We start from the raw sequence: 26,809 nt of genomic DNA, 5'->3' as shown, positions 1-26,809 counted from the left end.
TCCGTCATCGCATCATCATTTTGTCCGTCCCGGGAACGGCGTTATCGTTCACCTCTTTGTCCTGATCAAGGTGACTCATGCCACAACTTTCAATGCACTCGCCACTGGCCCCCCTGACCGTCTCGGCGGAAGACGAGCAGATTGTCGCCCTGGACTGGGGCTGGGGTCGCGATCAGGAGGAAACACCGGTCCTGCTAGCCGCCCGCGCCTGGCTGGATGCGTATTTCGACGGCGAACTTTCGCTATGCGATCTGCCACTGGCCCCTTATGGCACGGACGAACAGCTTGCCGCATGGAAGTTCATCCGCACCATTCCCGCAGGCCAGCAGGTTCACTGGCAGGAAGCGGCACGTCAGGCCGGAGTAACACCCGAAAGCATCCTGAGCGCCTGCACTGAAAATCCCATTCCCATCCTGATCCCCTGCCATCGCATCGATTTCACGGATTGTGCGGACTACGACCCTGAAACCTATCCCGGCGATGAAGGCGCACGCGACCGGCAGTTCCTGCAGGACCTTGAAACACTTCCTGCCTCATCAAGATAAAGAATGACCGTGCAATAATAACGGAAGGTCCGCCATGAATACCGTTATCCGCGTCCACGAATACGGAGGCCCGGATGTGCTGGCAGTGGAAACACAGCCCGTTCCTACCCCGGCCGCCGGTGAAATCGTACTGCGGCAGGAAGCCATCGGTGTCAATTTCATCGATACCTATTTCCGCAGCGGACTGTACAAATTCCCCTCCCTGCCCGGCATCCCGGGCATGGAAGGTGCTGGCACCGTAACAGCGGTTGGCCCCGGAGTGGAAGATCTCTCGCCGGGTATGCGCGTCGCCTACCCCGCCACACCGGGCGCCTATGCCACGTTCCGCACGATCGCAGCGGATAAGGTTGTTACCCTGCCCGATGACATCGCAACCAGCACGGCGGCTGCCATCATGCTGCGCGGACTGAGCGTGCACATGCTGCTGCGTGAGGTTTATCGCGTGCAGCCCGGCGATGACATACTGGTCTACGCCGCCGCAGGGGGCGTGGGGCTGCTCATGTGCCAGTGGGCACGGCATCTGGGCGCGCGCGTCATCGGTGTCGTCTCCACGGAGGAGAAGGCGCAACTGGCGCAGGCCAATGGTGCAACGGATGTCATTATCGGCACGGACCGGCTTAAGGAACGGGTCAGCGACCTGACTGCGGGCCGCATGCTGCCCGTGGTTTATGACAGCATCGGCAAGGCCACGTTTGAAACCAGCCTGTCCTGTCTGGCACCGCGCGGGTTGATGGTCAGTTATGGCAACGCGTCGGGCGCCGTCACCGGCGTAGACGTGGGTACGCTGGCAGCCCATGGCAGCCTGTACCTGACCCGTCCCCTGCTCATGACCTATATCGCGCGGCGTCCTGCCCTGCTCCATGCGGCGAGGGAGATGTTTTCACTGGTGAAAAAAGGCGTAATCAAACCCCATATCGGACAGCGTTTCCCCCTGCGCGATGCCGCACAGGCGCATATTGCGCTGGAATCCCGCAAAACCACCGGCAGCACAATCCTGATCCCCTGACAGGTTGTTTGAAAACAGGATAGGACAATAAAAAACCCCGGCCTTTCAGCCGGGGTTTTCTGCATTTTTCGCAATCGCGCGATGATCAGGTATTCATCGCATCGAAGAAATCGTGATTGCTCTTGCTGTATTTCAGCTTGTCCAGCAGGAAGTCCATCGCATCCATCGTGCCCATCGGGGCAAGGATACGACGCAGCACCCACATCTTGGCCAGATCGGCACGATCCACCAGCAGTTCTTCCTTACGGGTACCGCTCTTGGTGATGTCGATGGCGGGGAATGTGCGCTTGTCAGCCAGCTTGCGGTCAAGGATCAGTTCCGAGTTACCGGTGCCCTTGAACTCTTCAAAGATGACTTCATCCATACGGCTGCCGGTATCGATCAGGGCGGTTGCGATAATGGTCAGCGATCCCCCTTCCTCAATGTTACGGGCCGCACCGAAGAAGCGCTTGGGACGCTGGAGCGCATTGGCATCCACACCACCCGTCAGCACCTTGCCCGATGAAGGCACAACGGTGTTGTACGCGCGGGCCAGACGCGTGATCGAATCCAGCAGGATCACGACATCGCGCTTGTGCTCGACCAGACGCTTGGCCTTTTCCAGCACCATTTCCGTCACCTGCACATGCCGGGTCGCAGGTTCGTCAAAGGTGGAGGAAACGACTTCGCCCCGCACGGAACGCGCCATATCCGTCACTTCTTCCGGCCGCTCGTCAATCAGCAGCACGATCAGGAAGACTTCGGGATGGTTCGCGGCGATGGAGGACGCGATGCTCTGCAGCATCACGGTTTTACCGGTACGCGGCGGGGCGACGATCAGCGCGCGCTGACCCATGCCGATGGGGGAGACCAGATCGATCACGCGGGACGTGAAATCGCGGTTCGGGGTCTTGCCCTTCCCCTTGCCATTGACGGGGGGCTCAGCCGCACCGCCTACAGTCGAGTTCTCGACTTCCATCTGCAGGCGGCGTTCGGGATAAAGCGGCGTCAGGTTATCGAAATTGATCCGCTGGCGCACCGCCTCGGGCGGTTCGAAATTGATCGCATTGACCTTGAGCAGGGCGAAATACCGCTCACCATCACGCGGCGCGCGGATCTGGCCTTCAACCGTATCACCGGTGCGCAGGCCGAAACGCCGGACCTGGCTGGGGGAAATGTAGATATCATCCGGTCCGGGCAGGTAATTGGCCTCTGGCGAGCGGAGGAAACCAAATCCGTCAGACAGGATTTCAAGCGTGCCGTCCCCATAGATGGCCTGATCGTTGTCGGCCAGCGTCTTGAGGATCGTGAACATCAGCTCCTGCTTGCGAAGAGATGATGCGTTTTCAATGTTCAGACTTTCAGCATAAGCCAGAAGGTCTGCTGGGGATTTGGCCTTGAGTTCGGCGAGTTGCATGCAGGATATGCCTATAAGTGGGCAGTTCACGAAGGGAAAACAGAAGCCAGCGATCAGTTGACAAGGGACGCGCCGGGCGCTGAGCCTTGACCATATTCTGACGAAACGGTTGATGCTGCTTGACTGATTAAGGCGGGGATTCCGGACAGGCAGGATATGCCGTGTGGAACAACCCGATCATAAGCCCATGGTTCCCTTCCCGTCAAGTCCGGCCTGCATACGGCACGAATGGACCCGCGGGGGCAGCCCGTGACGAAAGGGAAATGGCATCCGGCTACCATCCCCTGACAAAACGTTACTTTTCAATGACCTGATACAATTTCAGTTACCATGGCAATCCGACGTGGCGGGACATGGAAGACCCTGCCACCAGTAGCGGAATGGCAGATGCCGGGTTTATACTACCGGAACAGCCGAATCGGCACACATTCCGGCATCCGCGTTGCCACCATTACTTGATATTACTGTTTCCCCAGCCAGCCACGCCGCCAGAACCACAACAGGGGCAGTATGACGGTCGCCGCCATCAGTCCCAGCGAATACCAGTAACCGTATTTCCAGTTCAGTTCCGGTATGTCGTGAAAATTCATGCCGTAAATACCAGCCACCAGTGTCGGGGCGACACCGATGAAGCTGACCACGGTCAGTATCTTCATGCCGTTATTCTGCTCGATGCTGATGAAACCCAGCGTCGCATCCAGCAGGAACTGCACCTTGTTGGCGGTCTGTGACACGAAATCATTCAGGGAACGGATATCGCGTTCCACCGTGCCCAGCCGCGCCTGCAACCGGTCGGACAGGTCATGGCGCTTGTTTTCGCCCAGAAAGATCGAAATACGCTCCAGCCCCAGCAGGCTGTCACGCACGGACGATCCCAGATCCCCCGACCGGCCCACCCGGCGCAGCATGTTGCGCAGCAGGGTGCCCGCCTGCGCCTGCCCCGGTTCCTCGGACTGGAACACATCACGCGACATGCCATCGAGCGCCTGGCCAAGATGCTCCAGAATATCCGCCAGCCGGTCAACGATCGCTTCCAGCAGCAGTATGCCCGCCTCGTTTGCGCCCAGCGCCGTGCTCTGGTTCGCCACCTGCCGGGCCACCACGTCAAACGCGCTGAACCCGGTATAGCGGATGGTCAGCAGCCGGTCCTTCATGAGCACGAAGCCCACGGGGGAAACAAAAAAGTCATCGGGCGTCTTGCGCACCAGCGGGGTCGACAGATAGACGGCGTCCCCTTCCATGAACAGGCGCGATGAACTCTCGATCTCATCAAGCTGGGCGCGGGTGGGAATGCGCAGGCCGGTCACCTGGGCGGCAAGGGCTTCCTCCTCCTCGGTGGGATTGAGCAGGTCCAGCCACGCGGCTCCCGTCCCGTCGGCTGGCGTGGTCACGGTCTGGGCCGGGCTGCCGGGGCGATGCGCTAGAAACATGGGCTGTCTTTCTTAGGTTCCGACGGTGTCCATCCATCATGCGGCAGCAAACATGTCAAATCATGACATGTCGCCCGCACGCCGTGGGGGCTGGTATTTTGTCGCCATCCGGTCCAGAACCGCCAGATACGCGGCCCGGGACGGCTGCATTCACGACTACAGAGCCACGCACCTAATTTCCTGCGGAGTAGCGAAGTTGAGCGCAACAGATACACAGGCAGGCGCCAACAGCCTGCGCAGCGGTCCCGACGGCCGCGGGCGTTTTGGAATTTTTGGCGGTCGTTTCGTCGCCGAAACCCTGATGCCGCTGCTGCTGGAACTGGACGCCGCCTACACGGCCGCGCAGGCGGACCCCGAATTCCGGCGCGAACTGGATTACTACCTGAAAGATTACGTAGGCCGTCCCAGCCCGCTGTGGTTCGCCCGCCGCATGACCGACGCACTGGGCGGCGCGAAAATCTACATGAAGCGTGAGGAACTGAACCACACCGGTTCCCACAAGCTCAACAACGTCATGGGGCAGATCCTGCTGGCCCGCCGCATGGGCCGCACCCGCATCGTAGCCGAAACCGGCGCAGGCCAGCACGGTGTGGCCACCGCCACCGTATGCGCGCTGTTCGGCATGAAATGCGCGATCTACATGGGCGCCACCGATGTCGAGCGGCAGAAGCCCAATGTGTTCCGCATGCGCCTGCTGGGGGCCGAGGTCGTGCCCGTCACTGCCGGTGCGGGCACGCTGAAGGATGCGATGAACGAGGCCATGCGCGACTGGGTGACCAACGTGCATGATACCTATTTCCTTGTCGGCACGGTCGCGGGGCCGCACCCCTATCCGCAGATGGTGCGTGATTTCCAGTCCATCATCGGCGTGGAAACCAAAGAACAGATCATGGCCGCCGAAGGCCGCCTGCCCGATGCGATCGTTGCGGCCATCGGGGGCGGTTCCAACGCCATGGGGATCTTCCATCCCTTCCTTGATGATCCTGACGTCAGGCTGATCGGCGTGGAAGCCGCGGGCTGCGGCCTGGACAGCGGGCGCACTGCCGCATCCATCGAACGGGGCAAGCCGGGCGTGCTGCATGGCAACCGCACCTATCTGCTGCAGGATGGGGACGGCCAGATCACGGAAGCCCATTCCATCAGCGCCGGACTGGATTACCCCGGTGTCGGCCCCGAACATTCATGGCTCAATGACATCGGACGCGCGGATTACGTGGGCGCCACCGATCAGGAGGCGCTGGACGCCTTCCAGCTCTGTACCCGTACCGAGGGCATCATCCCGGCACTGGAAAGTGCACATGCCATCGCCTACGCCGCCAAGATCGCGCCAGATATGACGAAGGACAAAATCCTCGTGGTCAACATTTCCGGGCGGGGGGACAAGGACATCTTCACCGTTGCCGAACATCTGGGAGTGAAACTGTGAGCCGCATCGCCCGCCGCTTCGCCACCCTGCGTCAGCAGGGCCGTGGCGCCCTGATCCCGTATGTGGAAGCCTGTGACCCGGATTACGATACCGCGCTGGCCATCCTGCGCGGCATGCCCGCGGCGGGCGCCGACCTGATCGAGGTTGGCGTTCCCTTCTCCGATCCGTCTGCCGATGGCCCGACCATCCAGCAGGCCGCCCTGCGCGGGCTGAAGGGTGGCTCCACCATGAAGCGCGTGCTGGAAATGATCGCGGCCTTCCGCGCGGATGATGACGAAACCCCGATCATCCTGATGGGCTATGCCAACCCGATCGAGGCGTACGGGCCGGAACGCTTCTGCGTGGATGCGAAGAAGGCGGGCGTGGACGGGCTGATCGTGGTTGACCTGCCGCCGGAAGAAGCCGACCTGCTCGGCGCGCCCGCGGCACAGGCCGGGCTGGACATCATCCGGCTGGTCGCCCCCACCACGCCCGATGAACGCCTGCCCGTCGTGTTCAGCGGCGCATCCGGCTTCGTCTATTACGTCAGCATTACCGGCGTGACCGGCACGCGCACCGCCAGCACCGATGAACTGGCGCAGGCCCTGCCCCGCCTGCGCCGGGCGACCGACCTGCCCATCGCCATCGGCTTTGGCATCCGCACACCCGAACTTGCGGCAAACGCCGTGCGCGTGGCGGATGCCGCCGTTGTGGCCTCCGCCCTGCTCAACACGCTTGAAGGCACGCTGGACGCGGCAGGACAGGCCACCAGCCGCACCGTGCCCGCGGTACTGGAACAGTTGCGCGCGCTGGCGGATGCGGTGCATGACGTGCGGAAATAAATGACAATCTGGCCCAATCGTTCATCTGCCTGTATTGAACAGGCGCCCAGACTATCTGAGGGAGAGGCAATATGAGCTGGCTGACCGAATACGTCCGTCCCAAGATCCGTGGCCTGCTCAAGCGGGAAGTGCCGGACAACCTGTGGACCAACTGCGAATCGTGCGAGCAGATGATCCTGACCAAGGACCTGCACAAGGCGCTGAACGTGTGCCCGCACTGTGGCCACCACATGCGCGCCAGCGTGGCCGAACGGCTGGAATGGACATTCGATAACGGCGAATATACCCGTATCGAACTGCCCAAGGTGCCTGTGGACCCCCTCTCCTTCCGTGATCGCAAGCGTTATACGGACCGCCTGAAGGATGAACGCGCCAAATCCCACCTTGATGAATCCATGGTGGTCGCCCATGGCCTGATCGGTGGCCAGAACGCGGTCGTGGCCGTGATGGCGTTCGAGTTCATCGCCGGGACGATGGGTGCGGCATTGGGCGAGGCCTTTCTTGCCGCAGCCCGTCTGGCCATCCTCCAGCAGTCCCCCCTGATCGTCTTTACCGCGTCGGGCGGCGCACGCATGCAGGAAGGCATGATCAGCCTCATGCAGATGCCGCGTACCACGGTCGCGGTGGAAATGCTCAAGGAAGCGGGTCTGCCCTATCTGGTGGTACTGACCAACCCGACCACGGGCGGCGTTTCCGCATCCTTCGCCATGCTGGGCGATGTCCAGATTGCCGAACCCAATGCGCTGATCGGCTTCGCGGGCCAGCGCGTGATCGAGGATACCGTGCGCGAAAAGCTGCCAGAAGGCTTCCAGCGCGCGGAATACCTGCTCGATCACGGCATGCTCGACATGGTGGTGAAGCGCGCCGACCTGCGGACCGTTCTGGCGCAGTTGATCGGGCAGCTCAACTTCCGCCATATCGCCCGTCCCGCCGCCTGAACCCGGGCAGGATACCAGCATGAGCGCACGGACCCTCGGGCCCGAATTCGTCGGTCGGGCGGGGCAGATACTCGAACGGCTGAACCGCCTGTATCCGGCCCTGATCGACCTGTCCCTGACACGGCTGGAAACGCTGCTGGCGCGCCTCGGCCATCCGGAGCGGCACCTGCCACCGGTGGTCCATGTGGCCGGCACCAATGGCAAGGGCAGCACCTGCGCCCTCATGCGCGCCATTGCCGAAGCGGGCGGATGGCGGGTCCATGTCCTGACATCGCCCCATCTGGTCCATGTGACCGAACGCTTCCGCATCGCGGATGAAATCGTAGGCGAAATCGAACTGACCGCGGTTCTGGAAGAGATAGAACGGGTCAATGACGGTGCGCCGATTACGGTGTTCGAGGTCCTGACGGCAGCAGGCTTCGTGCTGTGCGCGCGCCACCCGGCGGACCTGACCATTGTGGAAGTGGGACTGGGCGGGCGTTGTGACGCCACCAACGTGCTGCGGCAGCCCGCAGCATGCGCGATTACCGCCATCTCCATGGATCATGAGGCGTTTCTGGGCGACACGCTCGCCGCCATCGCGGGCGAAAAGGCGGGAATCATCAAACCCGGCGTGCCTGTCGCCACGGGCCGCCAGCCCTCCGAAGTCATGGATGTCCTGATCAGCACGGCACGTGAAAACGCAGCCCCGCTCTGGCGGCGCGACCATGAATGGTCCGTGGAAGCCACTGCGGATGGGTCCGGCCTGCTCTACCGCGATGCGCGCGGCACGCTGGACCTGCCCCTGCCCGGCCTGCGTGGCGCCCACCAGATCGACAATGCAGGACTGGCGCTGGCGACCCTACGCGCCAGTGACCTGCCCCTGCCGCAGCAGGCATGGGGCGGCATTGCGCATGCGCGCTGGCCCGCGCGCATGCAGCGACTGGACGGCCAGCTTGCCGCCATGCTGCCGACAGGCTGGGAACTGTGGCTGGATGGCGGGCATAACCCCGGCGCGGGCGAAGTGCTGGCACAGGTGATGGATGCGTGGCCTGACCGGCCCACCCATCTGGTCATTGGCATGAAACAGACCAAGGATGCGACCGGCTTTCTTGCCCCGCTCCTGACCCGCGCGGCCAGCGTGCAGGCCGTGGCGGAAAAAGACCAGCATCTGGCGCAGCCTGTGGCCGACATCATCGCGGCATCGAACGGCAAGGCGACGGCAGGCCCCACATTGCGCGAAGCACTGGCCAGCCTGACCCGTACCGCACCGCCGGACGCACCACCCGCGCGCGTCATCATATGCGGCAGCCTGTATCTGGCGGGTGTCGCCCTGCAGCAGGATGGCTGGCAGGCAGGCTGACAGGCACCCCGGCAGCCTGCGGTGCAGGCTGCCGGACAGATATTACCGGGAGTCGGGCAGCGGATCGCCCTGCCCGATTTCACGCAGCGGCAGGCCCGCCATCAGGCGCTGTTCGATCTTTTCAAGCGACATGTCGCGTGTTTCGGGAACGAAGCGCCATGTCACCAGCACGAAAAACAGGTTGAGCCCGGCAAACAGCCAGAAGGTCGGGCCATTGCCCATCCATTGCAGCAGCGACAGGAAGCTGGCCCCCACGATCATGTTGGCGACCCAGTTCGTCAGGGTGGAAATGGAAATGCCAAGGTCACGTCCCTGCAGCGGCTGCACCTCCGAACACAGGACCCACATCAGCGGCCCGGCGGACATGGCGAAGCCGGAAATGTAGATCAGCAGCATGAAGACCGAGATGATCTGTTCCGTCTGTCCCAGAACGGGACGATTCAGCATGAGCCCGAGGAAACCCATCCCGATCGCCATGATAACGAAGCCGGTATACAGGATCGGCTTGCGCCCCCAGCGATCGACCAGGCCAATGGCGATGAACGTGGCCAGCATGTTCACCAGCCCCACCATGGCCGTACACCATAGCTGCGCAGGCCCTACATAGCCCGCCAGCGCGAAGATCTTGGGCGCGTAGTACATGACCACGTTCACCCCGGCGAGCTGCTGCATGACCTGCAACGCCATGCCCAGAAAGATGGAACGGCGGAAATTGCCGTTATGGCGCAGCAGGCTCCAGCCACGCTGCTTCATCTGAAGCTGGCGGCTGATATTCTGTATTTCCTGCATGGCGACGCTATGGTCATCACGCAGGTCTTCAAGCACCTGTAGCGCTTCGCTGCGGCGGCCCCGCATCATGAGCCAGCGCGGGCTGTAGGGCAGGAACAGCACACCAATCAGGAACAGCACGCCGGGCACGGCGGCAACCGCGAACATGCCGCGCCAGTTGCCGGAATAGCTGAACATGGTGTTGCTGAGAAAGGCTATGAAAATGCCAGCCGTGATCATGAGCTGGTAGGTCGAGATCATGGCGCCACGCGCCTGCTCGCTTGCGATCTCGGACAGGTAGAGGGGCGCGGTAAAGGCCGCCACCCCGATGGCCAGCCCCATGACCAGCCGCCCCACGATCATGGACGGAATCGACCATGCCAGCGCGCAGGCCAGCGATCCCGCCACGAATACCAGCGCACCGACCAGCAGCGCATGCTTGCGCCCGATCTGGTGCGACATCCACCCGCCGCACAGCGAGCCTATGGCGGCGCCTGCCATCATGGAACTGACAATCCATTCCTGCTGCAGGGTAGAGGCATGAAAAGTCCGCGCCAGCAGGTCCAGCGCACCAGATATGACGCCGATATCCAGTCCCGCCATAAGCCCCGCCAGCGCGGCGAGGCAGCCGATAATAAGAGTACGCAGTCGCGTGGAATCAGATCCAGTTGTCTCGGATGGATTTCCCATGGGGGCCGGTCCTGTAATGATTTTTATTGTTGCCGGAAATTATGTTCAGTCCTGCCCGGCCACGCCGGTCAGGAGATAGAACGATACACCATAGCGCCGTGTCCGGTCAGGATCATTTTCCACCAGGCCATCGATGGCAAAGCGTTTCACGCGGAAAATGACCGGCACTTCCCCCTGCCCGCCATCGGGTTCCGTGATGTCCATCATGTCCGCAAGCCATGCGGGCACGCCATTGCGTTCCGTCAGCACCAGCGGCGCGCGGGCCGAGAACAGGACCGTGCCCCGGGCCTGTATCGTTTCCAGCTCCGTCCGGGTCGTCACATGGTACAGATAGCCATCCGGCCCGTCATCGCCACGCAGGCTGCGCATGTTCACGATCCCCAGCCCGAGGCTGACCGTATCAAGATAGGTCAGCACGTGCCGTGTGGCGGTACGGGCACCGGTGAACAGGTCGGACTGGGGTATGGACGGACCTATGGTTGGGGAAGCCGGAAGGGACGGAGGGGGCCTGCGCTGCCGGCGTTTGCGCGGCATGGGCGCAAACGGCAGTTCAGCCATCCCGCCTTTTCGCCGTTGCGCCATGCCCGTGCCCCATCCATGCCGGTAAACCGCCGCCGCCCGTTCAGGCGCAGGCGGCGCATATCCCTTCGGCCTCGATCGTGGTCTGCCGGACCGAAAAACCGCGCGCGCGCGTCACTTCAAGCAACGCCCTGACGATATGGGGATCATCCAGTTCCGTAACACGCCCGCACTGGCTGCAGATCAGGAACTGCGCCGCATGCACGTGCCCGTGACAGGCGTGGCCGGATTCAAGCATGTGCCGGCAGCCGACAAAGGCGGAAAGACGTTCGATCTTATGGATCAGCCCCTGTTCCAGCAGGAAATCCAGCGCCCGGTACACCGTGGGCGGGGCGACCGGCCTGCCCCGGCTGATACGGATCTGTTCCAGCAGTTCATAGGCCCCCAGCGGCCGGTCGGACGCCAGCACCAGCCCCAGCGCCAGCCTGCGTATGTCCGTCAGCCGTACGGAGCGTGCCTGACACAGGGAAGCCGCCTGATCGAGCAGTGCTTCCATCCCCGCCGGGGACGCAGTCCGGGCCATCTGTTTCGTGCGGGCCACTGCCGATGCTCCTGTGTCCGGTTGCCGGCATATCCGCCCGCATGCCTGTACAGGAGCGGGAATCAGTCCGGCAGGTAATCCACCCACATGGCGATCAGTACCACGAAAAGGGCAAGCCCAGCATGTATCCAGATCAGCCTACGCAGCGTCAAGACAGGAACCCGCCCCGCGCGCATGGTTGTCCTGTCTGGCGTCCTGTCCATCGTGTCCGTGCTCCCGTTTCGGTCCATCGGACCTTTCATGGGGCAAAAGACTGGATTTTTCCTTAACGCGCGGCGCGGTGGCTATTCTTCCGTCGCGTGGGGCAGCATGTGGTAGGTACGGTTGAAATAGACCAGTCCGCCACGCGGGCCGCTGGTGCGCACGCTTTCCACTGCACCGAACATGACGCTGTGGGTGCCGACCTCCACAATGCGTTCAATCCGGCAGTCGAGCGACAGGATCGCTTCCTCCAGCACGGGCGCACCGGTCGTAAGCGTGGTCCAGTGACCGGAACGGAAACGTTCGGCCTGCTCAAGCGGGCTGGCGAATACGCCCGATATGTCCATCTGTTCGGCCGCGAGCACGTTGATGCACATGGCCGCATCCACGCGGAAGCGATCCCGCACGCGCGAATTGCGGTTCAGGCAGGCCAGTACAGTCGGTGGCGTATCCGTTACCGAACAGACGGCGGAAGCCGTAAAACCCGCCGGATCATCCAGTGTTCCGGTAGTGACAACATTTACCGCCGCGCCCAGCCGCGCCATGGCGTTACGGAAGGTAAGGGCGTCAACTCCCATGATACTCTGCCTCAGTCGCTGTTGCATGCCTGTCGGTCCGCACGCAGCCGTGACGCCGGACGGTAGCCGGGGTAGCGCATTCTGGGCCGGTTGAATACCGCAAACCGCATAAGGAGCCATGGTATGGACCCTGAACTGATCCACATACGCCACACGGGCGGACTGGGGCGCATCACGCTCAACCGGCCGGGCGCACTCAATGCCCTCAACATCGACATGATCACCCACATCACCGCCCGCCTGCAGGCGTGGCGGCATGATCCCGCCATCACAACCGTACTGCTGGACAGCACCAGCCCCAGGGCCTTCTGCGCGGGCGGGGATATCCGCGCCATCCTCCACCGCCTTGAAACCGATGGTCCCATGGCGGCAGCCGAGCCATTCCGCCGTACCTACCGGCTGGCATCCCTTCTGGCGGGGTATCCGAAGCCGGTCGTATCCTTCATGGACGGTATCGCCATGGGCGGCGGGATCGGGCTGGGCGGTCATGCCCGCTACCGGATCGTGACCGAACGGTCGTGCCTCGCCATGCCTGAAACCGGCATTGCGCTGACACCTGATGCGGGCGGATCATACCTGCTGTCGCGCGCGCCGGGCCTGAGCGGGTTGCGCCTTGCGCTGACGGGCGGATACATGAACGCCACCGCCGCCCTTGATGCCGGGTTTGCGGACCGTCAGGCCCATTCTAGCATGCTCGATACGCTGGCTGACGCGCTCATCCACCAGCCCGCGGGCAGGGTAGTGGACAGTCTGCCCCCCTGTCCGGCCCTGCCATCCGGGCCGGATATTGCGGATATCGCAGCGGTCTATGATGCGCCGGACGTGCCACAAATCATGCGCAGGCTGCACGCGCACCCGGCGGAGTGGGCGCAGGCGGACCTGATGGCGCTGAACCGCGCCAGTCCCTTTTCGCTGTATGTCACCTTTGCGGCGTATCATGCCGCACGCAGGCTGCCCGATCTGGACAGCGTGCTGGAGCAGGAATTCCACCTGATCTACCACCTCCTGCGCCGTCCCGACTTTGCCGAAGGCGTGCGTGCGCGCCTGATTGACAAGGACAATGCCCCACGCTGGACACCCGACAATCCCGCCGCCGTATCCACCCGCGAAGTGACCGACTGCATGCAGGGCAGGGCGCCCGTTTCGCTCGACCTGCCGCTTCGTGATGCGGTTACGTAATAATTTATTATCACACATAAAGTATATAGAAATGCCGTTTTCAGACAGATACGCACCCGCCACCCATCACAGCCGGCTGGGCGATGAATTCTACGATGTGGTGAAGGCCGCCGACTTCCCGGCCCATATCCTGCGCTACCGCAATGACGACGTATCGCCGCGCATCGGTCTCGATACGCTCGATGATACGGAGTGGACGCGCCATCTCGGATATTTCGACCCGCTGCCCGGTTCGCTGCCGCACCCGCTGGCGCTGCGCTATCACGGGCACCAGTTCCGTTCCTACAATCCCGATCTGGGGGACGGGCGCGGCTTCCTGTTTGCGCAGCTTATGGATGCAGTGGATGGCCGCCTGCTCGATATCGGCACCAAGGGCAGCGGCACCACGCCCTGGTCACGCGGCGGCGATGGCCGCCTGACGTTGAAAGGCGGCATGCGGGAAATCCTGGCCAGTGAGCATCTGGATGCGCTGGGGGTGCGGACTTCCCGCACGCTCAGCGTGATTGAAACCGGCGAACAGCTTCATCGTGGCGATGAACCTTCGCCCACGCGGTCATGCGTGCTGGCCCGGCTCAGCCATTCCCATATCCGCATCGGCACCTTCCAGCGCCTGATGGCGCAGGATGACCGGGCCAGCATGGAACGGCTGGTGGCCTATGTGATCGAGACCTATTACCCCCAACTGACCGGCGCTGCCGACCCTGCTGCGGCCCTGTATGATGCCGCAACCCTGCGCATGGCGGAAATGACGGCCCAGTGGATGGCGGCGGGCTTTGTCCATGGCGTGCTCAATACCGATAACATCAATATTACCGGGGAAAGCTTCGATTACGGTCCCTGGCGGTTCCTGCCCAGTTTTGATCCCCGTTTTACCGCCGCCTATTTTGATCACTCCGGCCTGTATTCATATGGCCGCCAGCCAGAGGCGATGACGTGGAACGTGGCGCGGCTGGGGGAGTGCCTGCTGCCTTTTTCCACGCTTGAGAAGATACAAAGTATTTTTGACAAGTTCTGGGAACGGTATGAAAGATTCCTTGATATTACAGTCCTTAAAAGATTGGGACTGAAAGAGAGTTCAAGAAAATCCTCCATGGAACTGCGGGAATATCTGTTCTCTTTCATGGATGAAAGCCAGATTGGATTTGAACTTCCGTTTTTTGACTGGTATGGTGGCCCCGAAAGCCAGAAACGCGCGACAGAAGGGCCGCGTGGAGACTTTTATGCACAGGACAGTTTCCGGCCGGTGCATGACCGGATCATGCAGCATGAGCCCGCGGCGGGCATCGACCTGTCGCATTCATATTTTGGCAATGCGGCGCCGGCCATGATGGCCGTTGAAACGGTGGAAGCCATCTGGCAGCCCATCGCCGCCATGGATGACTGGTCCCGCCTGCATGCGACCCTGGACCGGATCGCCAGCACGAAAGCCGCCCTGCACACCCCGCCCCGCTAGGGCGGGGCGACCCCATGCAGGGAACCAGATCGGAACCGAAGCATTTACAACAGGAAGGAGAAGGCACCCGTATGAATGACCAAGCCCCGCCAGCCCCACTTGAACAGCAGACCACCGAACCGTTACCCGACCTGTCGCAGATCGAAATCTCGCCCAATGCCCGCAAGACTTTATGGCTCGCAGCCATCGTGGCCGCCATCTGCGGCGGCCTCTATGGTTACGACACCGGCATCGTATCGGGCGCGCTGCTGCTCATCACCCGCGAATTCCACCTGAGCAGTTTCTATCAGGAGATGGTGGCCTCCGCCATTCTGGCGGGCGCGGTGATCGGTTCGCTCATGACGGGCTGGCTGTCCGAACGCTTCGGCCGCCGCATGTCCGTCATGATCGTGACGGCGGTGTTCGTGCTGGGGGCCATGGCCTGCGCCTTCGCGCCGGATGTCTACATGCTTATCGCCGCGCGCGTGTTCCTGGGGCTTGCGGTGGGCGGCTCCACGCAGGTGGTGCCCATGTACATCTCGGAACTGGCCCCCGCGCACCAGCGCGGCCACATGGTGACGATGTTCAACATCGCGATCGGTATCGGCATTTTCGCCGCCAATATCATTGGTTTTACCGCGCGTGACGCGTGGGGCTGGCGGCCCATGGTGGCCATTGCGGCCATTCCCGCCGCCATCGTGTTCATCTCCATGTTCTTCCTGCCCAAAAGCCCGCGCTGGGCGGCCGAACATGAAAGCCTTGATTCCGCACTGGAGCAGTTGCAGCGCATCCGCACCACCAAGCGTGAGATCCGCCGTGAAATCCGCCACATCCACGCCAATGCGAACGAGGAAACCGACCCCCGTGACATTGGCTGGCGCGGCATCATGCAGCCATGGGTGCGCCCCGCGCTGGTCGCGGCCCTTGGCGTGGCGTTCTTCACGCAGGCGGGCGGCCTGGAAATGATGATCTATTATGCCCCGACCTTCCTGTCGGATGCGGGGTTTGGCAGTTCATCCGCCCTTATGGCCAGCATCGGCATTTCCATCATCTATCTGGTCATGACCATACTGGGTTCCAACATCGTTGACCGGATCGGCCGCCGCCGCCTTGTGCTGGTCATGGGGCCGGGCAGCGTGCTGAGCCTGATCGGCCTTGGCATCATGTTCCTCATGCACCCGCAGCCGGGCAGCATGGGTAGCTGGCTGATCATTGCCTTCATGCTGCTGTTCATGGTGTTCAACGCGGGCGGCATACAGGTTGTCGGCTGGCTGCTGGGGGCCGAGATGTTCCCGCTGTCCATGCGCGGCAACGCCACCAGCCTGCATGCCGCCATGCTGTGGGGCAGTGACCTGCTGGTGACCAGCACGGCGCTGACGCTGGTTACCAAGATCACGCTGGGTGGCACCATGTGGTTCTATGCCGGGGTCAACCTGCTTTCGGTGCTGTTTGTCTTCTTCATGGTGCCCGAAACGCGCGGTGCATCGCTGGAAGATATCGAGGAAGCACTGCGTCAGGGTCGCTTCCGCCCGACGCGGGGCAACACCGCCATCGCGGAAGAAACCGACGACGACTGACCACCACGCGGCGGGCGGCATATCCGGTCATGGATGCGCCGCCCCCGTGTCATGGGGACCACCCGTTCCTTATGGGAACAGACCGGCCCGGCACCGGAATACGTGCCGCAGGGGATCACCCGCCCTGCAAGGGCGGCACCAGATCGACCGCAAGGGCAGGGGCCACCGGTAATCTCAGCACCTGCTGGTAGAACGCCAGTTCCAGTTCCCACGCCCTGCAGATGGTCGCTTCCTGACGGAAGCCATGGCCTTCGCCTTCAAATTCATACAGCGCACAGGGCACGCCATCGCCACGCAAGGCCGCGACCATGGACCGCGCCTGCGCGGGCGGCACCACCCTGTCCTCCAGTCCCTGCAGGAACAGGACCGGCGCATGGATGCGCGCGACCTGCGTAAGGGGTGACCGGGCAAGATAGGTCGCTTCATCCGCAGGGAAGGGGCCAACCAGCGTATCCAGATAACGCGATTCAAACTTGTGGGTATCCTGCGCCAGCGCACGCAGGTCGGTCACGCCATACAGGCTGGTGCCCGCGGCAAACAGGTCCGATCGCGCCAGCGCCAGCAATACCGTCAGACCACCCGCGCTGCTGCCGCGTATGACGATACGCGCCGGATCGACCTGCCCGTTCCGGGCCAGATATTCGCATGCGGCGATACAGTCATCCACATCGACCACGCCCCACTGGCGTTCCAGCCGCTGCCGGTAGGCGCGCCCGAAACCGGTCGAACCACCATAATTGACATCAACCACGGCGAAGCCACGGCTGGTCCACCACTGTACCTTGAACGAAAACGCCGTGCTGGCCCGCCCCGTCGGCCCACCATGGGCAAGGACCACCAGCGGCGGTTTTTCCCCCACTGGCCCGTCATGACGGGCATTGGCGGGGGCATAGAAAAACGCATGTCCAAGCCCGTCGCCATCGGGCAGGGGAAAGCGGATGGTGCGGGGCAGGGCGATATCGGCTGTATCCAGCGGCAGGTCGGCAGCCCGCCGCAATATCCGGGGGGTCTGGTCGGGCTGTCCACAGACCACCGCCGCCGCCCGGTCGGATGGCGCATCGAGCCATGCAAACCCGCCCCCTTCCAGCGGGGCGGGACAGCCGGAAGGCGCACCAAGATCCAGCGGTGTCACATTGCCATCATGAATGGACACCATCCGTGCCTCACCCCCGCTGACAACCATCGCCAGAATGCTGCCATCGGTCAGGGGCACATAGCTGCGCAGGCCAAAAATCCAGTGCGGCTGGCCGATTTCCGCTTCCATCGGGGCCAGTGCCGTCGCCACCCCGGACGTGGTGTCGAAACCATACAGGTTCCACCATCCGGTACGGTCGGACAGCGCCAGCAGCCGCCCCGCCGCATCCCAGCTCGGTTCGATAACGGATTCCGCCGTTCCATCACCCCCGGCCAGGGTCCACGGCGCGGCAAGGCGTGGCGGATCATCACCTTCCTGCAACAGGCTGGCGACACGCAGGCGCGTGGCATCCCATGGCATGGCGGGATGATCCCACTCGATCCATGCAAGATACCGGCCATCGGGGGAAGGACGGGGAGAGGACACGAAATCCGGCCCCATCACCAGCGGCGTCCCGCCATTGAACGCGGGATCACCTGCCGCGTTACAGTCCAGTACCACAAGGGCGGCGGCAGGTTCGCCTTCCGTCACGCGATGATCTTCACGCACGCAGAACAGGAAACGGCCATCGGGACTGAACGTCAGGTCGGCATAACGCAGCCCCTCACCGCGCGACAGGCAGCGTGGCGTGTCCGCCTCCATCAGCCACAGGCTGCCATCGCGGCGGTTGCTGAAGGCAATGCGCCCGCGTCGTACCGTATAGGCGCCGCCGCCATATTCATGCACGCGGCTGCCGACATCGAAGGGTGGCGGCGTGACATCCGCCACCTGTCCCGCCCGGGCACGCACCAGCACCCTGCGGCCCCCTTCCGCCGGGCGCCCTTCGATCCAGTAGATGTCCCGGCCATCGACCCGCACATCGGACAGGGAGACCGTCTTCCCCGCCACAAGGGCCGCACTGACGGGGGAAGGCCACGTGCCATACGGACGGGTTTCAGGGCCTGCCTTGCCGCTGGTGCTGGACTGGGTCATGTTTCTGCTCCTGCCATTTGTGCGTGACAATGGGATCGGGATTGCGCAAACCGTGCTTCCACGGGCTGGGTCCGTAACCTACATAATCTTTTTCTTTCTGACAGGTAGTCCGCTGCTTCAGCATCTTGAACATCTTTTCCAGCATTACGGATATGGCGTGATTGGCGTCATCGTCATGCTGGAAAGCATGGGGGCACCCCTTCCGGCGGAAACCCTGCTCATTTCCGCCGGGATCTACTGTGCGGCGACGCACCGGCTCGACATCGCATGGGTGGCGGTGGCGGGTATCATCGGCGCGATCATGGGCGACAATTTCGGCTACCTGATCGGCAGGTGGCTTGGCCATCCGCTGCTGGAACGCAAGGGTACCCGCATCGGCCTGACCCCGCGCCGCCTGCAGACCGGGCGTTTCCTGTTCAAGCGGTATGGCGGGGTTATCGTGGCTTTCGGGCGCTTCATCGCCTTCCTGCGCATGTTCGTGGCCCTGCTGGCGGGTGCCAATGAAATGCCGTGGCCCAGTTTCCTGCTGTTCAATGCGATCGGTGGCATATTCTGGGCCGGGGGGTATGCCTATGCCGCCTATTACCTTGGCCATAGCATTTCACGCATTTCCGGGCCGGTGGGAATAGCGGTCGCAATCGGTGGGGGGATCATGCTGTTATGTTCCGTCATCTTCCTGCGCCGCCATGAAGCCCGCCTTGCGGCCGAGGCCGAAGCGGCTTCGGAACGGGAAATGAACCAATCCGGGGAGCAGACTGAAAAATGACCAGACACTGGACAGTCAAACAGGCGCCACGCCTGGACGGGCATCTTGCCCTTGTCACGGGGGCGACCGGCGGCCTTGGCTACCAGACCGCCCTTGGTCTTGCATCGCGTGGGGCACGGGTCATGCTGGCGGGGCGCAACCCCGAAAAGGGGTTCGCCGCCCTTGCGCGGATGCAAAATGAAGTGCCGGGGGCGGATGCGTCCTTCCGGCTGGTGGACATGGCCAGCCTGGACTCCATTGCCAGCTTCGCCCACGATCTGGCGCAGGAAACGGACAGGCTGGACATACTGGTCAACAATGCCGGGGTGATGGGCACCCCGCGCCGGCTGGAAACCGCCGATGGCTTCGAACTCCAGTTCGGCACCAATTTTCTTGGCCCCTTCGCGCTGACGGCGCGGCTGCGTACGCTGCTCTGCGCGGCCCCGCAGGGCGGGCGGGTTGTGACCGTCGCCAGCCTCGCCGCCCTGTCGGGCAGGATCGTATTTGATGACCTGCAGGCCCGCCGCCGCTACGCCCCGTTCCGCGCATATAACCAGAGCAAGCTGGCCGACCTGATATTCGCGCTGGAACTGGATCGTCAGGCCCGGACACATAACTGGCCGCTGCATTCCATCGCCGCCCATCCGGGCTGGTCCATGACCGATATAGCCGCAAGCCGGCTGGGTACGAAGCAGGGATTACAGGAACGCCTGACGCGCCTTGGCGCGATCTGGGCCTTCCGGCTGATGGGACAGTCCGCTGCCAACGGCGCGCTGCCCATTGAATTCGCCGCCATGGCCGCCGAAGCCCGCGATGGCGGCTATTATGGCCCTGATGGCTGGGGCGAACGCCGTGGCCATGTAGCCGAAGCGATCATCCCGCCTGCCGCCCGCGACCTTGCCATCGCACGGCGGCTATGGGCGGTGGCGGAACGGCTGACAGGTACCGCGCTGTCGTAATCAGCGGCGCACGAACGTCCAGTAGAACGGCTGGCGACCCGCCTGCAGCGCCTTGGCTTCATATCGCGTGGGCGGCCAGCCCTCGGGGCGCTGCTTTACGGGTGGCGCGGTCTCGAACAGGTCCTGCGCGCCCATGACTTCCTCCACCCATGCCTGATAGGTGGGATCATCGCTCGCCACCCGCCAGACCGCACCGGGACGCAGGATGCGCGCGGCCATCTTCACGGTCTCGGGGTGGATGAAACGCCGCTTGGCATGGCGGGATTTGGGCCATGGATCTGGAAACATCAGGAACATGCGGTCAATCGACGCATCAGGCAGGCGTTGCAGCAGGATACGGGCGTCCTCATCCCATATGCGCAGCGTGTCCGGCACGGGGGCGGTTTCCTCGCCCCCTTCGGGCACCACGCGGGAGAGCAGGGAACACAGTCCGTTCTCGAACACCTCGCAGGCGATGTAACCTACATCAGGGTTGGCTGCATGCTGGGCCAGCGAATGTTCGCCACCACCAAAGCCGACTTCCAGCCATATCTGTTCCGGCGCGCGCCCGAAGCCCGTTGCCGGGTCCGCAATGGCGGATTCCGCAAAACGCAGCCGTGGCAGGGTCTGGTCCATAAGCCGCTGCTGGCGCGCGCGCAGCGGATGGCCGCGATGGCGACCGTAAAGCCGGTCTGGAGATGCCTTTACATCCACGGAGGCGGTCATAGGTCCGAAAATCCTGCTCCTGCTGCCGTAACGGACGGACCGCACGACATGATTACCCCCACGGGGCGGTGATGAAACGCAACAGGGGCCGCCGCGACCCGCTTGTGAAAGCAGTCATGGCAGGCCCCCGATAGGCCCCGGTCGCATAATGCAACCGAAGCGGGCAGGGCATGATGCCCCGCCCCGAATGCGACCTTAGCGGTTGAACGCGCCGCGCAGGGCGTCGACCAGATCGGTCTGCTCCCACGTGAAATCGTCCTTCGCCGCGTCGGGCGTGCGACCAAAATGGCCATAGGCCGAGGTCTGCGTGTAGATCGGGCGGTTCAGGCGCAGGTGCTTGCGGATGCCCCGCGGCGTCAGGTCCATGACTTCACGCAGCACGTTGCCCAGCTTTTCCTCATCCACGTCCTTGCCGGTGCCATCCAGATCGACATAGACGGACAGCGGGTGCGACACGCCGATGGCGTAGGAAAGCTGCAGCGTGCAGCGGTCGGCCAGACCGGCAGCCACGACGTTCTTCGCCAGATAGCGGCAGGCATAGGCAGCCGAACGGTCAACCTTCGTCGGGTCCTTGCCGGAGAATGCGCCGCCGCCATGCGGGGCCGCGCCACCGTAGGTGTCGACAATGATCTTGCGTCCCGTCAGGCCGCAGTCACCATCGGGACCACCGATGACGAAAATGCCGGTCGGGTTGACGTAGAATTCGCTTTCCGGCGGCATCCAGCCTTCCGGCAGGACATCACGCACGATGCTGCCCAGTTCCTCACGGATGGTGGCCTGGCTGGCCCCTTCAACGTGCTGGGTGGAAATCACGACGGAGGTGGCGCCCACGGGCTTGCCATCGACATAGCGCAGGGTGACCTGGCTCTTGGCATCGGGCTGCAGGGCCGCCGCACGCGGGTCGCCCGCCTTACGCAGGTCACGCACGCGGTGCAGGATGTCATGCGCATAGAACAGCGGCGCGGGCATGAGGCTTTCGGTCTCACGCGTGGCGAAACCGAACATGATGCCCTGATCGCCTGCGCCTTCGTCCTTGTCACCGGCGCTGTCGACGCCCACGGCGATGTCGGCGGACTGTGCGTGCAGGTAGTATTCGACCTCGGCGTTGCGCCATGAGAAACCGGCCTGATCGTAGCCGATATCCTTCACCGCGTCGCGCGCGCCCTGAATAAGCTGGTCAGCCGTGACCGAAGACGGACCACGAACCTCACCCGCCAGAACGATGCGGTTGGTTGTGACCAGTGTCTCACACGCAACCCGCGATTCACCGTCTGCTGTCAGAAACGCGTCAAGAACAGTGTCGCTGATCCGGTCGGCGACTTTGTCGGGATGCCCTTCGGATACCGATTCCGATGTAAACAGAAAATCGCCTTTATTACGCATGATGGTCCTGTCTGCCTTATGTGGAGTAGGAATAACGCCTTATGGATCAACCGGCGAATGATCGCATGCGTTTGGCGTAAACGGAAACGAGCGTCAAGCCATTTCCCTGAATACCACCATCCCGCCCCCAGTCGGCCACGCCTTCAGAACCCTGCGTTCAGGTCCAGCACATCTTCCATATCATAAAGACCGGCAGGACGCCCCCGGAGCCATTTTGCCGCCCGCACCGCACCCGTTGCATAGACCCTGCGGTCGAAGGAACGGTGGGTCAGGACGATCTGTTCATGGCCGGAGGTGAAGATGACCGAATGCTCACCCACAATCTGGCCGCCGCGCAGGGCGGCAAAACCGATCGCACCATCGGCGCGCGGGCCAGTGTGGCCGTCACGGCCGCTTTCGATATGATCTTCCAGCCGGATACCGCGCCCATCGGCTACGGCGCGCCCCATGGCCAGCGCCGTGCCGGACGGGGCATCAACCTTCTGGCGATGATGCATTTCCAGTATTTCGGCGTCGTAATCGCTGCCCGGCAGTGCTGCCCCCATCTGGCGCGCAAGACGGGTGACAAGTGTTACACCGGGCGAAAAATTGGCCGCCTGCACCACGCCAACCTGACGTGCCGCCGCATCAACCGCCTGCTGCTGCGCGGGCGACAGGCCGGTAGTGCCCAGCACCCATGCAGTACCCGTTTCAGCCAGAGCCGTGGCATGCGCAGCAACCGTGCTGGCATGGGTGAAGTCGATCACCACATCGCACTCACGCGCAAGGTCGGCAATATGGGCATGAACAGGGCAGTCCAGACCGGCGACCGGCGTGCCGTCACGCGTCGTACCACCCGCCAGAACCGCGCCACCCGCGGGCACTTCTTCCGCCAGAAGACGCCCGACACGCCCGTTCAGGCCCGCGATCCCGATACGCAATGGCTGCGCGTTCATGCTGTTTCTCTCCACCAGTGCCGACATGAAAATGGCGGCGCGACCGGGGGATCGCGCCGCCTGACTCTACTCATGGTGCGAGTTGGGGGGATTCACCATGAATAGTGGTCCGACCCTACACCTGAATAATCAGCAATTTCAACTGTCGCCCTGTCATGTCAGCCAAAGGCTGACGGACCGGGTCAGAGCTTGCCTTCAAAAAAGTCCTTCACCTTGCTGAAAAAGCCGGTGCTTTCGGGACTGCCCTTGGCGTGGCCTGCGGCGTCGTCCTCGAATTCCTCCAGCAGTTCACGTTGGCGTTTGCTCAGGTGCCGGGGCGTTTCCACCACGACCTGAATATACATGTCACCACGCGCGGAAGACCGCAGGACCGAGAAGCCCTTGCCACGCAGGCGGAACTGTTCGCCCGTCTGCGTACCCGCCGGGATCTTGACCTTGGTGCGCGATCCATCAACCACCGGCACCTCGATCTCGGTTCCAAGGGCGGCCTGTCCCATACGCACGGGCACGCGGCAGTAGATATTGGCGCCATCGCGCTGGAAGATCGGGTGGGATTCCACCGCGACATGCACATACAGATCGCCCGCCGGAACACCCTTGCCGCCCGCTTCGCCCGCGCCGGAAATACGGATGCGCGTGCCGTCTTCCACGCCCGCGGGAATGGCGACTTCGATGCTGCGGTTCTTTTCCACCGTGCCGGAACCATGACATTCCTTGCACGGATTGCGGATCAGGCGGCCCGAACCATGGCAGGTGGGGCAGGGGCGTTCGACGAAGAAGAAGCCCTGCTGCGCACGCACCTTGCCCGCCCCGTGACAGGAGGGGCAGGTTTCGGGCTGCTGGTCCTTGTCGGCGGAGCCGGAACCATCACAGCTTTCGCAGATGACGCGGGTGGGGACGGTGATCTTCTTTTTGACGCCGGTAAACGCCTCGGCAAAGGTGATCGTGACCTGCACCTGAAGGTCGGCGCCCGAACGGCGGCTGTCACGACGGTTGCCCATCATGTCCCCGAACATCTGTTCGAAGATGTCACCCAGTCCGCCACCGCCGAAATCGAAGCCACCGGGACCATGTCCCGGCCCGCCACCCTCGAAGGCGGCATGGCCGAAGCGGTCATAGGCGGCGCGCTTCTGATCGTCCTTCAGGACATCATAGGCTTCGTTGATTTCCTTGAACTTGTTTTCCGCTTCCGCGTCGCCCTGATTGCGGTCGGGGTGATACTGCATGGCCAGCTTGCGATACGCGCGCTTGATCTCGTCACCACTGGCATCGCGCGAAATTTCAAGGACTGCGTAATAATCTATCTTGGTGGCCATGGGGGTCCTCTAGCAAACGCGGCCGCCCGACTTATCGCGGCGTCATCCTCGCGTTCCGGATCATGTCGTTATGCGGAATATGAAAAGCGCCCGTCTTCACAGAAGCACGGGCGCCATCTGGTGAAAGGGTGGGACGGACCCGAAGGTCCGCCCCGCCATTTCGGAGCCTGTATGACGCCCAGCGTCAATCAGGACTTCTTGGAGTCGTCCACGTCTTCGAAGTCGGCGTCGACTACTTTTTCGTCCTTCGGCGCGCCGCCGGGTGCGGCACCCGGTGCGGGCTCGCCCTCGCCAGCCTTGTAGACAGCTTCGCCAACCTTCATGGCGGCCTGCGTCAGGCGATCGGTCGCCTTCTTCAGGGCTTCGCTGTCCGTGCCTTCAAGCGCCTTGCGGACTTCGGCGATCGCCTCTTCCGCTTCGGTCCTGTCAGCCGCCGGAACCTTGTCGCCAGCTTCGCTCAGCGACTTCTCGACCTGATGGGTCAGACCTTCAGCCTGGTTACGGGCCTCGACCTGTTCCTTCTTGGCCTTGTCCGCCGTGGCGTTGGCCTCGGCATCCTTCACCATCTTGTCGATTTCGGACTCGGACAGACCACCGGAAGCCTGGATCTTGATCTGCTGTTCCTTGTTGGTCGCCTTGTCCTTGGCCGAGACGGACACGATACCGTTGGCGTCGATGTCGAACGTCACCTCGATCTGCGGCACGCCACGCGGGGCGGGGGCGATGCCGGTCAGGTCGAAGTTGCCCAGCAGCTTGTTGTCAGCCGCCATTTCACGTTCGCCCTGATAGACCTTGATGGTCACGGCGTTCTGGTTGTCTTCCGCGGTCGAGAAGGTCTGGCTCTTCTTGGTCGGGATGGTCGTGTTGCGGTCGATCAGACGGGTGAACACGCCACCCAGCGTCTCGATACCCAGCGACAGCGGCGTCACGTCCAGAAGCAGCACGTCCTTCACGTCACCCTGCAGCACCGCGCCCTGAACGGCCGCACCAATGGCGACGACTTCATCGGGGTTCACGTTGCGGGCGGGGTCCTTGCCGAAGAACTGCTTAACGGCCTCGATCACCTTGGGCATACGGGTCATGCCGCCGACAAGGATGACCTCATCGATTTCGGCCGCGGACACGGCTGCGTCCTTCATGGCCGCACGGCAGGGTTCCAGCGTGCGCTGGATCAGGTCGTCAACCAGGCTTTCCAGCTTGGCGCGGGTCAGCTTCAGCACAAGGTGCTTCGGGCCGGACGCGTCAGCGGTGATGAACGGCAGGTTGATCTCGGTTTCCTTGGAGGAGGAAAGTTCGATCTTCGCCTTTTCCGCCGCTTCCTTCAGGCGCTGCAGGGCCAGCTTGTCCTGACGCAGGTCGATGCCCTGGTCGCGCTTGAACTCATCGGCGAGGTAGCTGATGATGCGGGCGTCAAAGTCTTCACCGCCGAGGAAGGTGTCACCGTTGGTGGACTTCACCTCGATCACGCCATCGGAAATCTCGAGGACGGAAACGTCGAACGTGCCGCCACCAAGGTCATAGACCGCAATGGTGCCGCTGTTCTTCTTCTGCAGGCCATAGGCCAGCGCGGCAGCGGTCGGCTCGTTGATGATACGCAGCACTTCCAGACCGGCGATACGGCCCGCGTCCTTCGTGGCCTGACGCTGGGCGTCATTGAAGTAGGCCGGAACCGTGATGACGGCCTGCTTGACGGCTTCACCAAGATACGATTCGGCGGTTTCCTTCATCTTGCCAAGGATGAAAGCGGAAATCTGGGCGGGGGCGTATTTCTTGCCCTGTGCCTCGACCCACGCATCGCCATTGTCGCCCTTGACGATTTCGTAGGGAACCAGCCCCTTGTCCTTGGCCACGGTCGGGTCATCATAACGACGCCCGATCAGGCGCTTGACCGCATACAGCGTGTTGGACGGGTTGGTGACGGCCTGACGCTTCGCGGCCTGACCGACCAGCATTTCACCGCTGTCGGTGAAGGCGACCATCGACGGGGTCGTGCGTGCGCCTTCGCTGTTCTCGATCACCCGCGTTTCGTCGCCTTCGCGTACGGCAACGCAGGAATTGGTCGTACCAAGGTCGATACCGATAACCTTGCTCATTCAGATACTCTCCTTTTCAGCGGCCTGTCCGGACCCGAAGCATCGGGACAGACCCTTTCTTTCATATCGTCCGGCACAACAGGGGACTGTCTTTTCCACATCCGCCCGTTCACCGGT

24 protein-coding genes are annotated in these 26,809 nt (G+C 62.8%); 11 read left to right on the top strand and 13 right to left on the bottom strand.

Features of this window, described 5'->3' with window-relative positions; translation table 11 throughout:
* The first annotated feature begins 92 nt into the window (after positions 1 to 92).
* Together ACBR42_RS04610 and ACBR42_RS04605 are read left to right on the top strand one after the other, a co-directional pair.
* On the top strand, positions 93 to 545 hold the full coding sequence (locus tag ACBR42_RS04610) for a methylated-DNA--[protein]-cysteine S-methyltransferase (RefSeq protein ID WP_102324992.1): 453 nt from the start codon (positions 93 to 95) through the stop codon (positions 543 to 545).
* 34 nt (positions 546 to 579) lie between these two features.
* A complete protein-coding gene (locus tag ACBR42_RS04605; RefSeq protein WP_118962649.1) occupies positions 580 to 1,551 on the top strand; it encodes a quinone oxidoreductase in 972 nt (323 codons plus the stop codon).
* An 85-nt stretch (positions 1,552 to 1,636) separates the two neighbouring features.
* Here ACBR42_RS04605 and rho read toward each other — a convergent pair whose 3' ends face one another.
* Positions 1,637 to 2,947 (bottom strand): transcription termination factor Rho, encoded by a 1,311-nt coding sequence (rho, locus tag ACBR42_RS04600; RefSeq protein ID WP_102324990.1) that lies wholly within the window; start codon positions 2,945 to 2,947, stop codon positions 1,637 to 1,639.
* Between the two features lie 461 nt (positions 2,948 to 3,408).
* Positions 3,409 to 4,377: a magnesium transporter CorA family protein gene (locus ACBR42_RS04595; protein ID WP_102324989.1), complete on the bottom strand. Its 969-nt coding sequence runs from the start codon at positions 4,375 to 4,377 to the stop codon at positions 3,409 to 3,411.
* 196 nt (positions 4,378 to 4,573) lie between these two features.
* Here ACBR42_RS04595 and trpB point away from each other — a divergent pair, with 196 nt between their 5' ends.
* The 4 genes from trpB to ACBR42_RS04575 all read left to right on the top strand — a co-directional run bounded on the left by trpB (position 4,574) and on the right by ACBR42_RS04575 (position 8,904).
* Positions 4,574 to 5,803, top strand: a complete 1,230-nt coding sequence (gene trpB, locus ACBR42_RS04590) for a tryptophan synthase subunit beta (protein WP_371207374.1) — start codon at positions 4,574 to 4,576, stop codon at positions 5,801 to 5,803.
* Entirely contained in the window at positions 5,800 to 6,624 is an 825-nt protein-coding gene (trpA, locus tag ACBR42_RS04585) for a tryptophan synthase subunit alpha (protein ID WP_371207373.1), read from the top strand. The genes trpB and trpA overlap by 4 nt, the downstream gene beginning before the upstream one ends.
* 71 nt (positions 6,625 to 6,695) lie before the next feature.
* Positions 6,696 to 7,562, top strand: a complete 867-nt coding sequence (accD, locus tag ACBR42_RS04580; RefSeq protein ID WP_102324986.1) for an acetyl-CoA carboxylase, carboxyltransferase subunit beta — start codon at positions 6,696 to 6,698, stop codon at positions 7,560 to 7,562.
* Positions 7,563 to 7,581: 19 nt separating this feature from the next.
* Positions 7,582 to 8,904 (top strand): folylpolyglutamate synthase/dihydrofolate synthase family protein, encoded by a 1,323-nt coding sequence (locus ACBR42_RS04575; protein ID WP_371207371.1) that lies wholly within the window; start codon positions 7,582 to 7,584, stop codon positions 8,902 to 8,904.
* A 42-nt stretch (positions 8,905 to 8,946) separates the two neighbouring features.
* On the opposite strand, the gene ACBR42_RS04570 is transcribed toward ACBR42_RS04575, so the two are convergent.
* The 5 genes from ACBR42_RS04570 to ACBR42_RS04550 all read right to left on the bottom strand — a co-directional run bounded on the left by ACBR42_RS04570 (position 8,947) and on the right by ACBR42_RS04550 (position 12,261).
* Entirely contained in the window at positions 8,947 to 10,362 is a 1,416-nt protein-coding gene (locus ACBR42_RS04570) for a sugar porter family MFS transporter (RefSeq protein ID WP_102324984.1), read from the bottom strand.
* Between the two features lie 45 nt (positions 10,363 to 10,407).
* Entirely contained in the window at positions 10,408 to 10,920 is a 513-nt protein-coding gene (locus tag ACBR42_RS04565; RefSeq protein WP_371207370.1) for a hypothetical protein, read from the bottom strand.
* Between the two features lie 64 nt (positions 10,921 to 10,984).
* The gene (locus ACBR42_RS04560; RefSeq protein WP_243705182.1) at positions 10,985 to 11,482 is read right to left on the bottom strand and encodes a Fur family transcriptional regulator; all 498 of its coding nucleotides are present in this window, start codon (positions 11,480 to 11,482) and stop codon (positions 10,985 to 10,987) included.
* A 62-nt stretch (positions 11,483 to 11,544) separates the two neighbouring features.
* Positions 11,545 to 11,685 (bottom strand): hypothetical protein, encoded by a 141-nt coding sequence (locus tag ACBR42_RS04555; RefSeq protein WP_243705181.1) that lies wholly within the window; start codon positions 11,683 to 11,685, stop codon positions 11,545 to 11,547.
* A gap of 81 nt (positions 11,686 to 11,766) precedes the next feature.
* Complete coding sequence (locus ACBR42_RS04550; protein ID WP_102324981.1) at positions 11,767 to 12,261, bottom strand: flavin reductase; 495 nt, start codon at positions 12,259 to 12,261, stop codon at positions 11,767 to 11,769.
* Between the two features lie 123 nt (positions 12,262 to 12,384).
* Here ACBR42_RS04550 and ACBR42_RS04545 point away from each other — a divergent pair, with 123 nt between their 5' ends.
* The 3 genes from ACBR42_RS04545 to ACBR42_RS04535 all read left to right on the top strand — a co-directional run bounded on the left by ACBR42_RS04545 (position 12,385) and on the right by ACBR42_RS04535 (position 16,449).
* On the top strand, positions 12,385 to 13,440 hold the full coding sequence (locus tag ACBR42_RS04545; protein WP_371207369.1) for an enoyl-CoA hydratase/isomerase family protein: 1,056 nt from the start codon (positions 12,385 to 12,387) through the stop codon (positions 13,438 to 13,440).
* A gap of 31 nt (positions 13,441 to 13,471) precedes the next feature.
* Positions 13,472 to 14,893 (top strand): protein adenylyltransferase SelO, encoded by a 1,422-nt coding sequence (locus tag ACBR42_RS04540; RefSeq protein ID WP_371207368.1) that lies wholly within the window; start codon positions 13,472 to 13,474, stop codon positions 14,891 to 14,893.
* A 71-nt stretch (positions 14,894 to 14,964) separates the two neighbouring features.
* The gene (locus tag ACBR42_RS04535) at positions 14,965 to 16,449 is read left to right on the top strand and encodes a sugar porter family MFS transporter (RefSeq protein WP_102324978.1); all 1,485 of its coding nucleotides are present in this window, start codon (positions 14,965 to 14,967) and stop codon (positions 16,447 to 16,449) included.
* Between the two features lie 115 nt (positions 16,450 to 16,564).
* Here the strand turns inward: ACBR42_RS04535 and ACBR42_RS04530 are convergent, their stop codons facing one another.
* Positions 16,565 to 18,556, bottom strand: coding sequence for a prolyl oligopeptidase family serine peptidase (locus tag ACBR42_RS04530; protein WP_371207367.1), 1,992 nt, complete (start codon positions 18,554 to 18,556; stop codon positions 16,565 to 16,567).
* Here ACBR42_RS04530 and ACBR42_RS04525 point away from each other — a divergent pair.
* Positions 18,555 to 19,322 (top strand): DedA family protein, encoded by a 768-nt coding sequence (locus ACBR42_RS04525; RefSeq protein ID WP_371207366.1) that lies wholly within the window; start codon positions 18,555 to 18,557, stop codon positions 19,320 to 19,322. The two genes, ACBR42_RS04530 and ACBR42_RS04525, sit on opposite strands and share 2 nt — an antisense overlap.
* Positions 19,319 to 20,260: an oxidoreductase gene (locus ACBR42_RS04520; protein WP_371207365.1), complete on the top strand. Its 942-nt coding sequence runs from the start codon at positions 19,319 to 19,321 to the stop codon at positions 20,258 to 20,260. Before ACBR42_RS04525 ends, ACBR42_RS04520 begins: the two co-directional genes overlap by 4 nt.
* On the opposite strand, the gene ACBR42_RS04515 is transcribed toward ACBR42_RS04520, so the two are convergent.
* The 5 genes from ACBR42_RS04515 to dnaK form a co-directional block, all read right to left on the bottom strand.
* Entirely contained in the window at positions 20,261 to 20,965 is a 705-nt protein-coding gene (locus ACBR42_RS04515) for a tRNA (guanosine(46)-N(7))-methyltransferase TrmB (RefSeq protein ID WP_102324974.1), read from the bottom strand. It abuts the gene before it with no gap.
* Between the two features lie 195 nt (positions 20,966 to 21,160).
* The gene (metK, locus tag ACBR42_RS04510) at positions 21,161 to 22,348 is read right to left on the bottom strand and encodes a methionine adenosyltransferase (RefSeq protein WP_102324973.1); all 1,188 of its coding nucleotides are present in this window, start codon (positions 22,346 to 22,348) and stop codon (positions 21,161 to 21,163) included.
* Between the two features lie 143 nt (positions 22,349 to 22,491).
* Positions 22,492 to 23,283, bottom strand: coding sequence for a 4-hydroxy-tetrahydrodipicolinate reductase (gene dapB, locus ACBR42_RS04505; protein ID WP_371207364.1), 792 nt, complete (start codon positions 23,281 to 23,283; stop codon positions 22,492 to 22,494).
* Positions 23,284 to 23,465: 182 nt separating this feature from the next.
* On the bottom strand, positions 23,466 to 24,599 hold the full coding sequence (gene dnaJ, locus ACBR42_RS04500) for a molecular chaperone DnaJ (RefSeq protein ID WP_102324972.1): 1,134 nt from the start codon (positions 24,597 to 24,599) through the stop codon (positions 23,466 to 23,468).
* 188 nt (positions 24,600 to 24,787) lie between these two features.
* Complete coding sequence (gene dnaK, locus ACBR42_RS04495) at positions 24,788 to 26,692, bottom strand: molecular chaperone DnaK (RefSeq protein WP_102324971.1); 1,905 nt, start codon at positions 26,690 to 26,692, stop codon at positions 24,788 to 24,790.
* Between the last annotated feature and the right edge of the window lie 117 nt (positions 26,693 to 26,809).

This window comes from Komagataeibacter sp. SM21 (assembly GCF_041402665.1).
GTDB lineage: Bacteria > Pseudomonadota > Alphaproteobacteria > Acetobacterales > Acetobacteraceae > Komagataeibacter > Komagataeibacter saccharivorans.
The sequence above is the reverse complement of the archived record's forward strand: the minus strand, read 5'-3'. Positions and strand labels throughout refer to the sequence as shown.

Bases quoted from the DNA above. Each gene is read 5' to 3' on its own strand.
- ACBR42_RS04610 (WP_102324992.1), top strand. From the start codon at position 93: ATGCACTCGCCACTGGCCCCCCTGACCGTCTCGGCGGAAGACGAGCAG.
- ACBR42_RS04605 (WP_118962649.1), top strand. From the start codon at position 580: ATGAATACCGTTATCCGCGTCCACGAATACGGAGGCCCGGATGTGCTG.
- rho (WP_102324990.1), bottom strand. From the start codon at position 2,947: ATGCAACTCGCCGAACTCAAGGCCAAATCCCCAGCAGACCTTCTGGCT.
- ACBR42_RS04595 (WP_102324989.1), bottom strand. From the start codon at position 4,377: ATGTTTCTAGCGCATCGCCCCGGCAGCCCGGCCCAGACCGTGACCACG.
- accD (WP_102324986.1), top strand. From the start codon at position 6,696: ATGAGCTGGCTGACCGAATACGTCCGTCCCAAGATCCGTGGCCTGCTC.
- ACBR42_RS04575 (WP_371207371.1), top strand. From the start codon at position 7,582: ATGAGCGCACGGACCCTCGGGCCCGAATTCGTCGGTCGGGCGGGGCAG.
- ACBR42_RS04570 (WP_102324984.1), bottom strand. From the start codon at position 10,362: ATGGGAAATCCATCCGAGACAACTGGATCTGATTCCACGCGACTGCGT.
- ACBR42_RS04565 (WP_371207370.1), bottom strand. From the start codon at position 10,920: ATGGCTGAACTGCCGTTTGCGCCCATGCCGCGCAAACGCCGGCAGCGC.
- ACBR42_RS04555 (WP_243705181.1), bottom strand. From the start codon at position 11,685: ATGGACAGGACGCCAGACAGGACAACCATGCGCGCGGGGCGGGTTCCT.
- ACBR42_RS04550 (WP_102324981.1), bottom strand. From the start codon at position 12,261: ATGGGAGTTGACGCCCTTACCTTCCGTAACGCCATGGCGCGGCTGGGC.
- ACBR42_RS04545 (WP_371207369.1), top strand. From the start codon at position 12,385: ATGGACCCTGAACTGATCCACATACGCCACACGGGCGGACTGGGGCGC.
- ACBR42_RS04540 (WP_371207368.1), top strand. From the start codon at position 13,472: ATGCCGTTTTCAGACAGATACGCACCCGCCACCCATCACAGCCGGCTG.
- ACBR42_RS04535 (WP_102324978.1), top strand. From the start codon at position 14,965: ATGAATGACCAAGCCCCGCCAGCCCCACTTGAACAGCAGACCACCGAA.
- ACBR42_RS04525 (WP_371207366.1), top strand. From the start codon at position 18,555: ATGTTTCTGCTCCTGCCATTTGTGCGTGACAATGGGATCGGGATTGCG.
- ACBR42_RS04530 (WP_371207367.1), bottom strand. From the start codon at position 18,556: ATGACCCAGTCCAGCACCAGCGGCAAGGCAGGCCCTGAAACCCGTCCG.
- ACBR42_RS04520 (WP_371207365.1), top strand. From the start codon at position 19,319: ATGACCAGACACTGGACAGTCAAACAGGCGCCACGCCTGGACGGGCAT.
- ACBR42_RS04515 (WP_102324974.1), bottom strand. From the start codon at position 20,965: ATGACCGCCTCCGTGGATGTAAAGGCATCTCCAGACCGGCTTTACGGT.
- metK (WP_102324973.1), bottom strand. From the start codon at position 22,348: ATGCGTAATAAAGGCGATTTTCTGTTTACATCGGAATCGGTATCCGAA.
- dapB (WP_371207364.1), bottom strand. From the start codon at position 23,283: ATGAACGCGCAGCCATTGCGTATCGGGATCGCGGGCCTGAACGGGCGT.
- dnaJ (WP_102324972.1), bottom strand. From the start codon at position 24,599: ATGGCCACCAAGATAGATTATTACGCAGTCCTTGAAATTTCGCGCGAT.
- dnaK (WP_102324971.1), bottom strand. From the start codon at position 26,692: ATGAGCAAGGTTATCGGTATCGACCTTGGTACGACCAATTCCTGCGTT.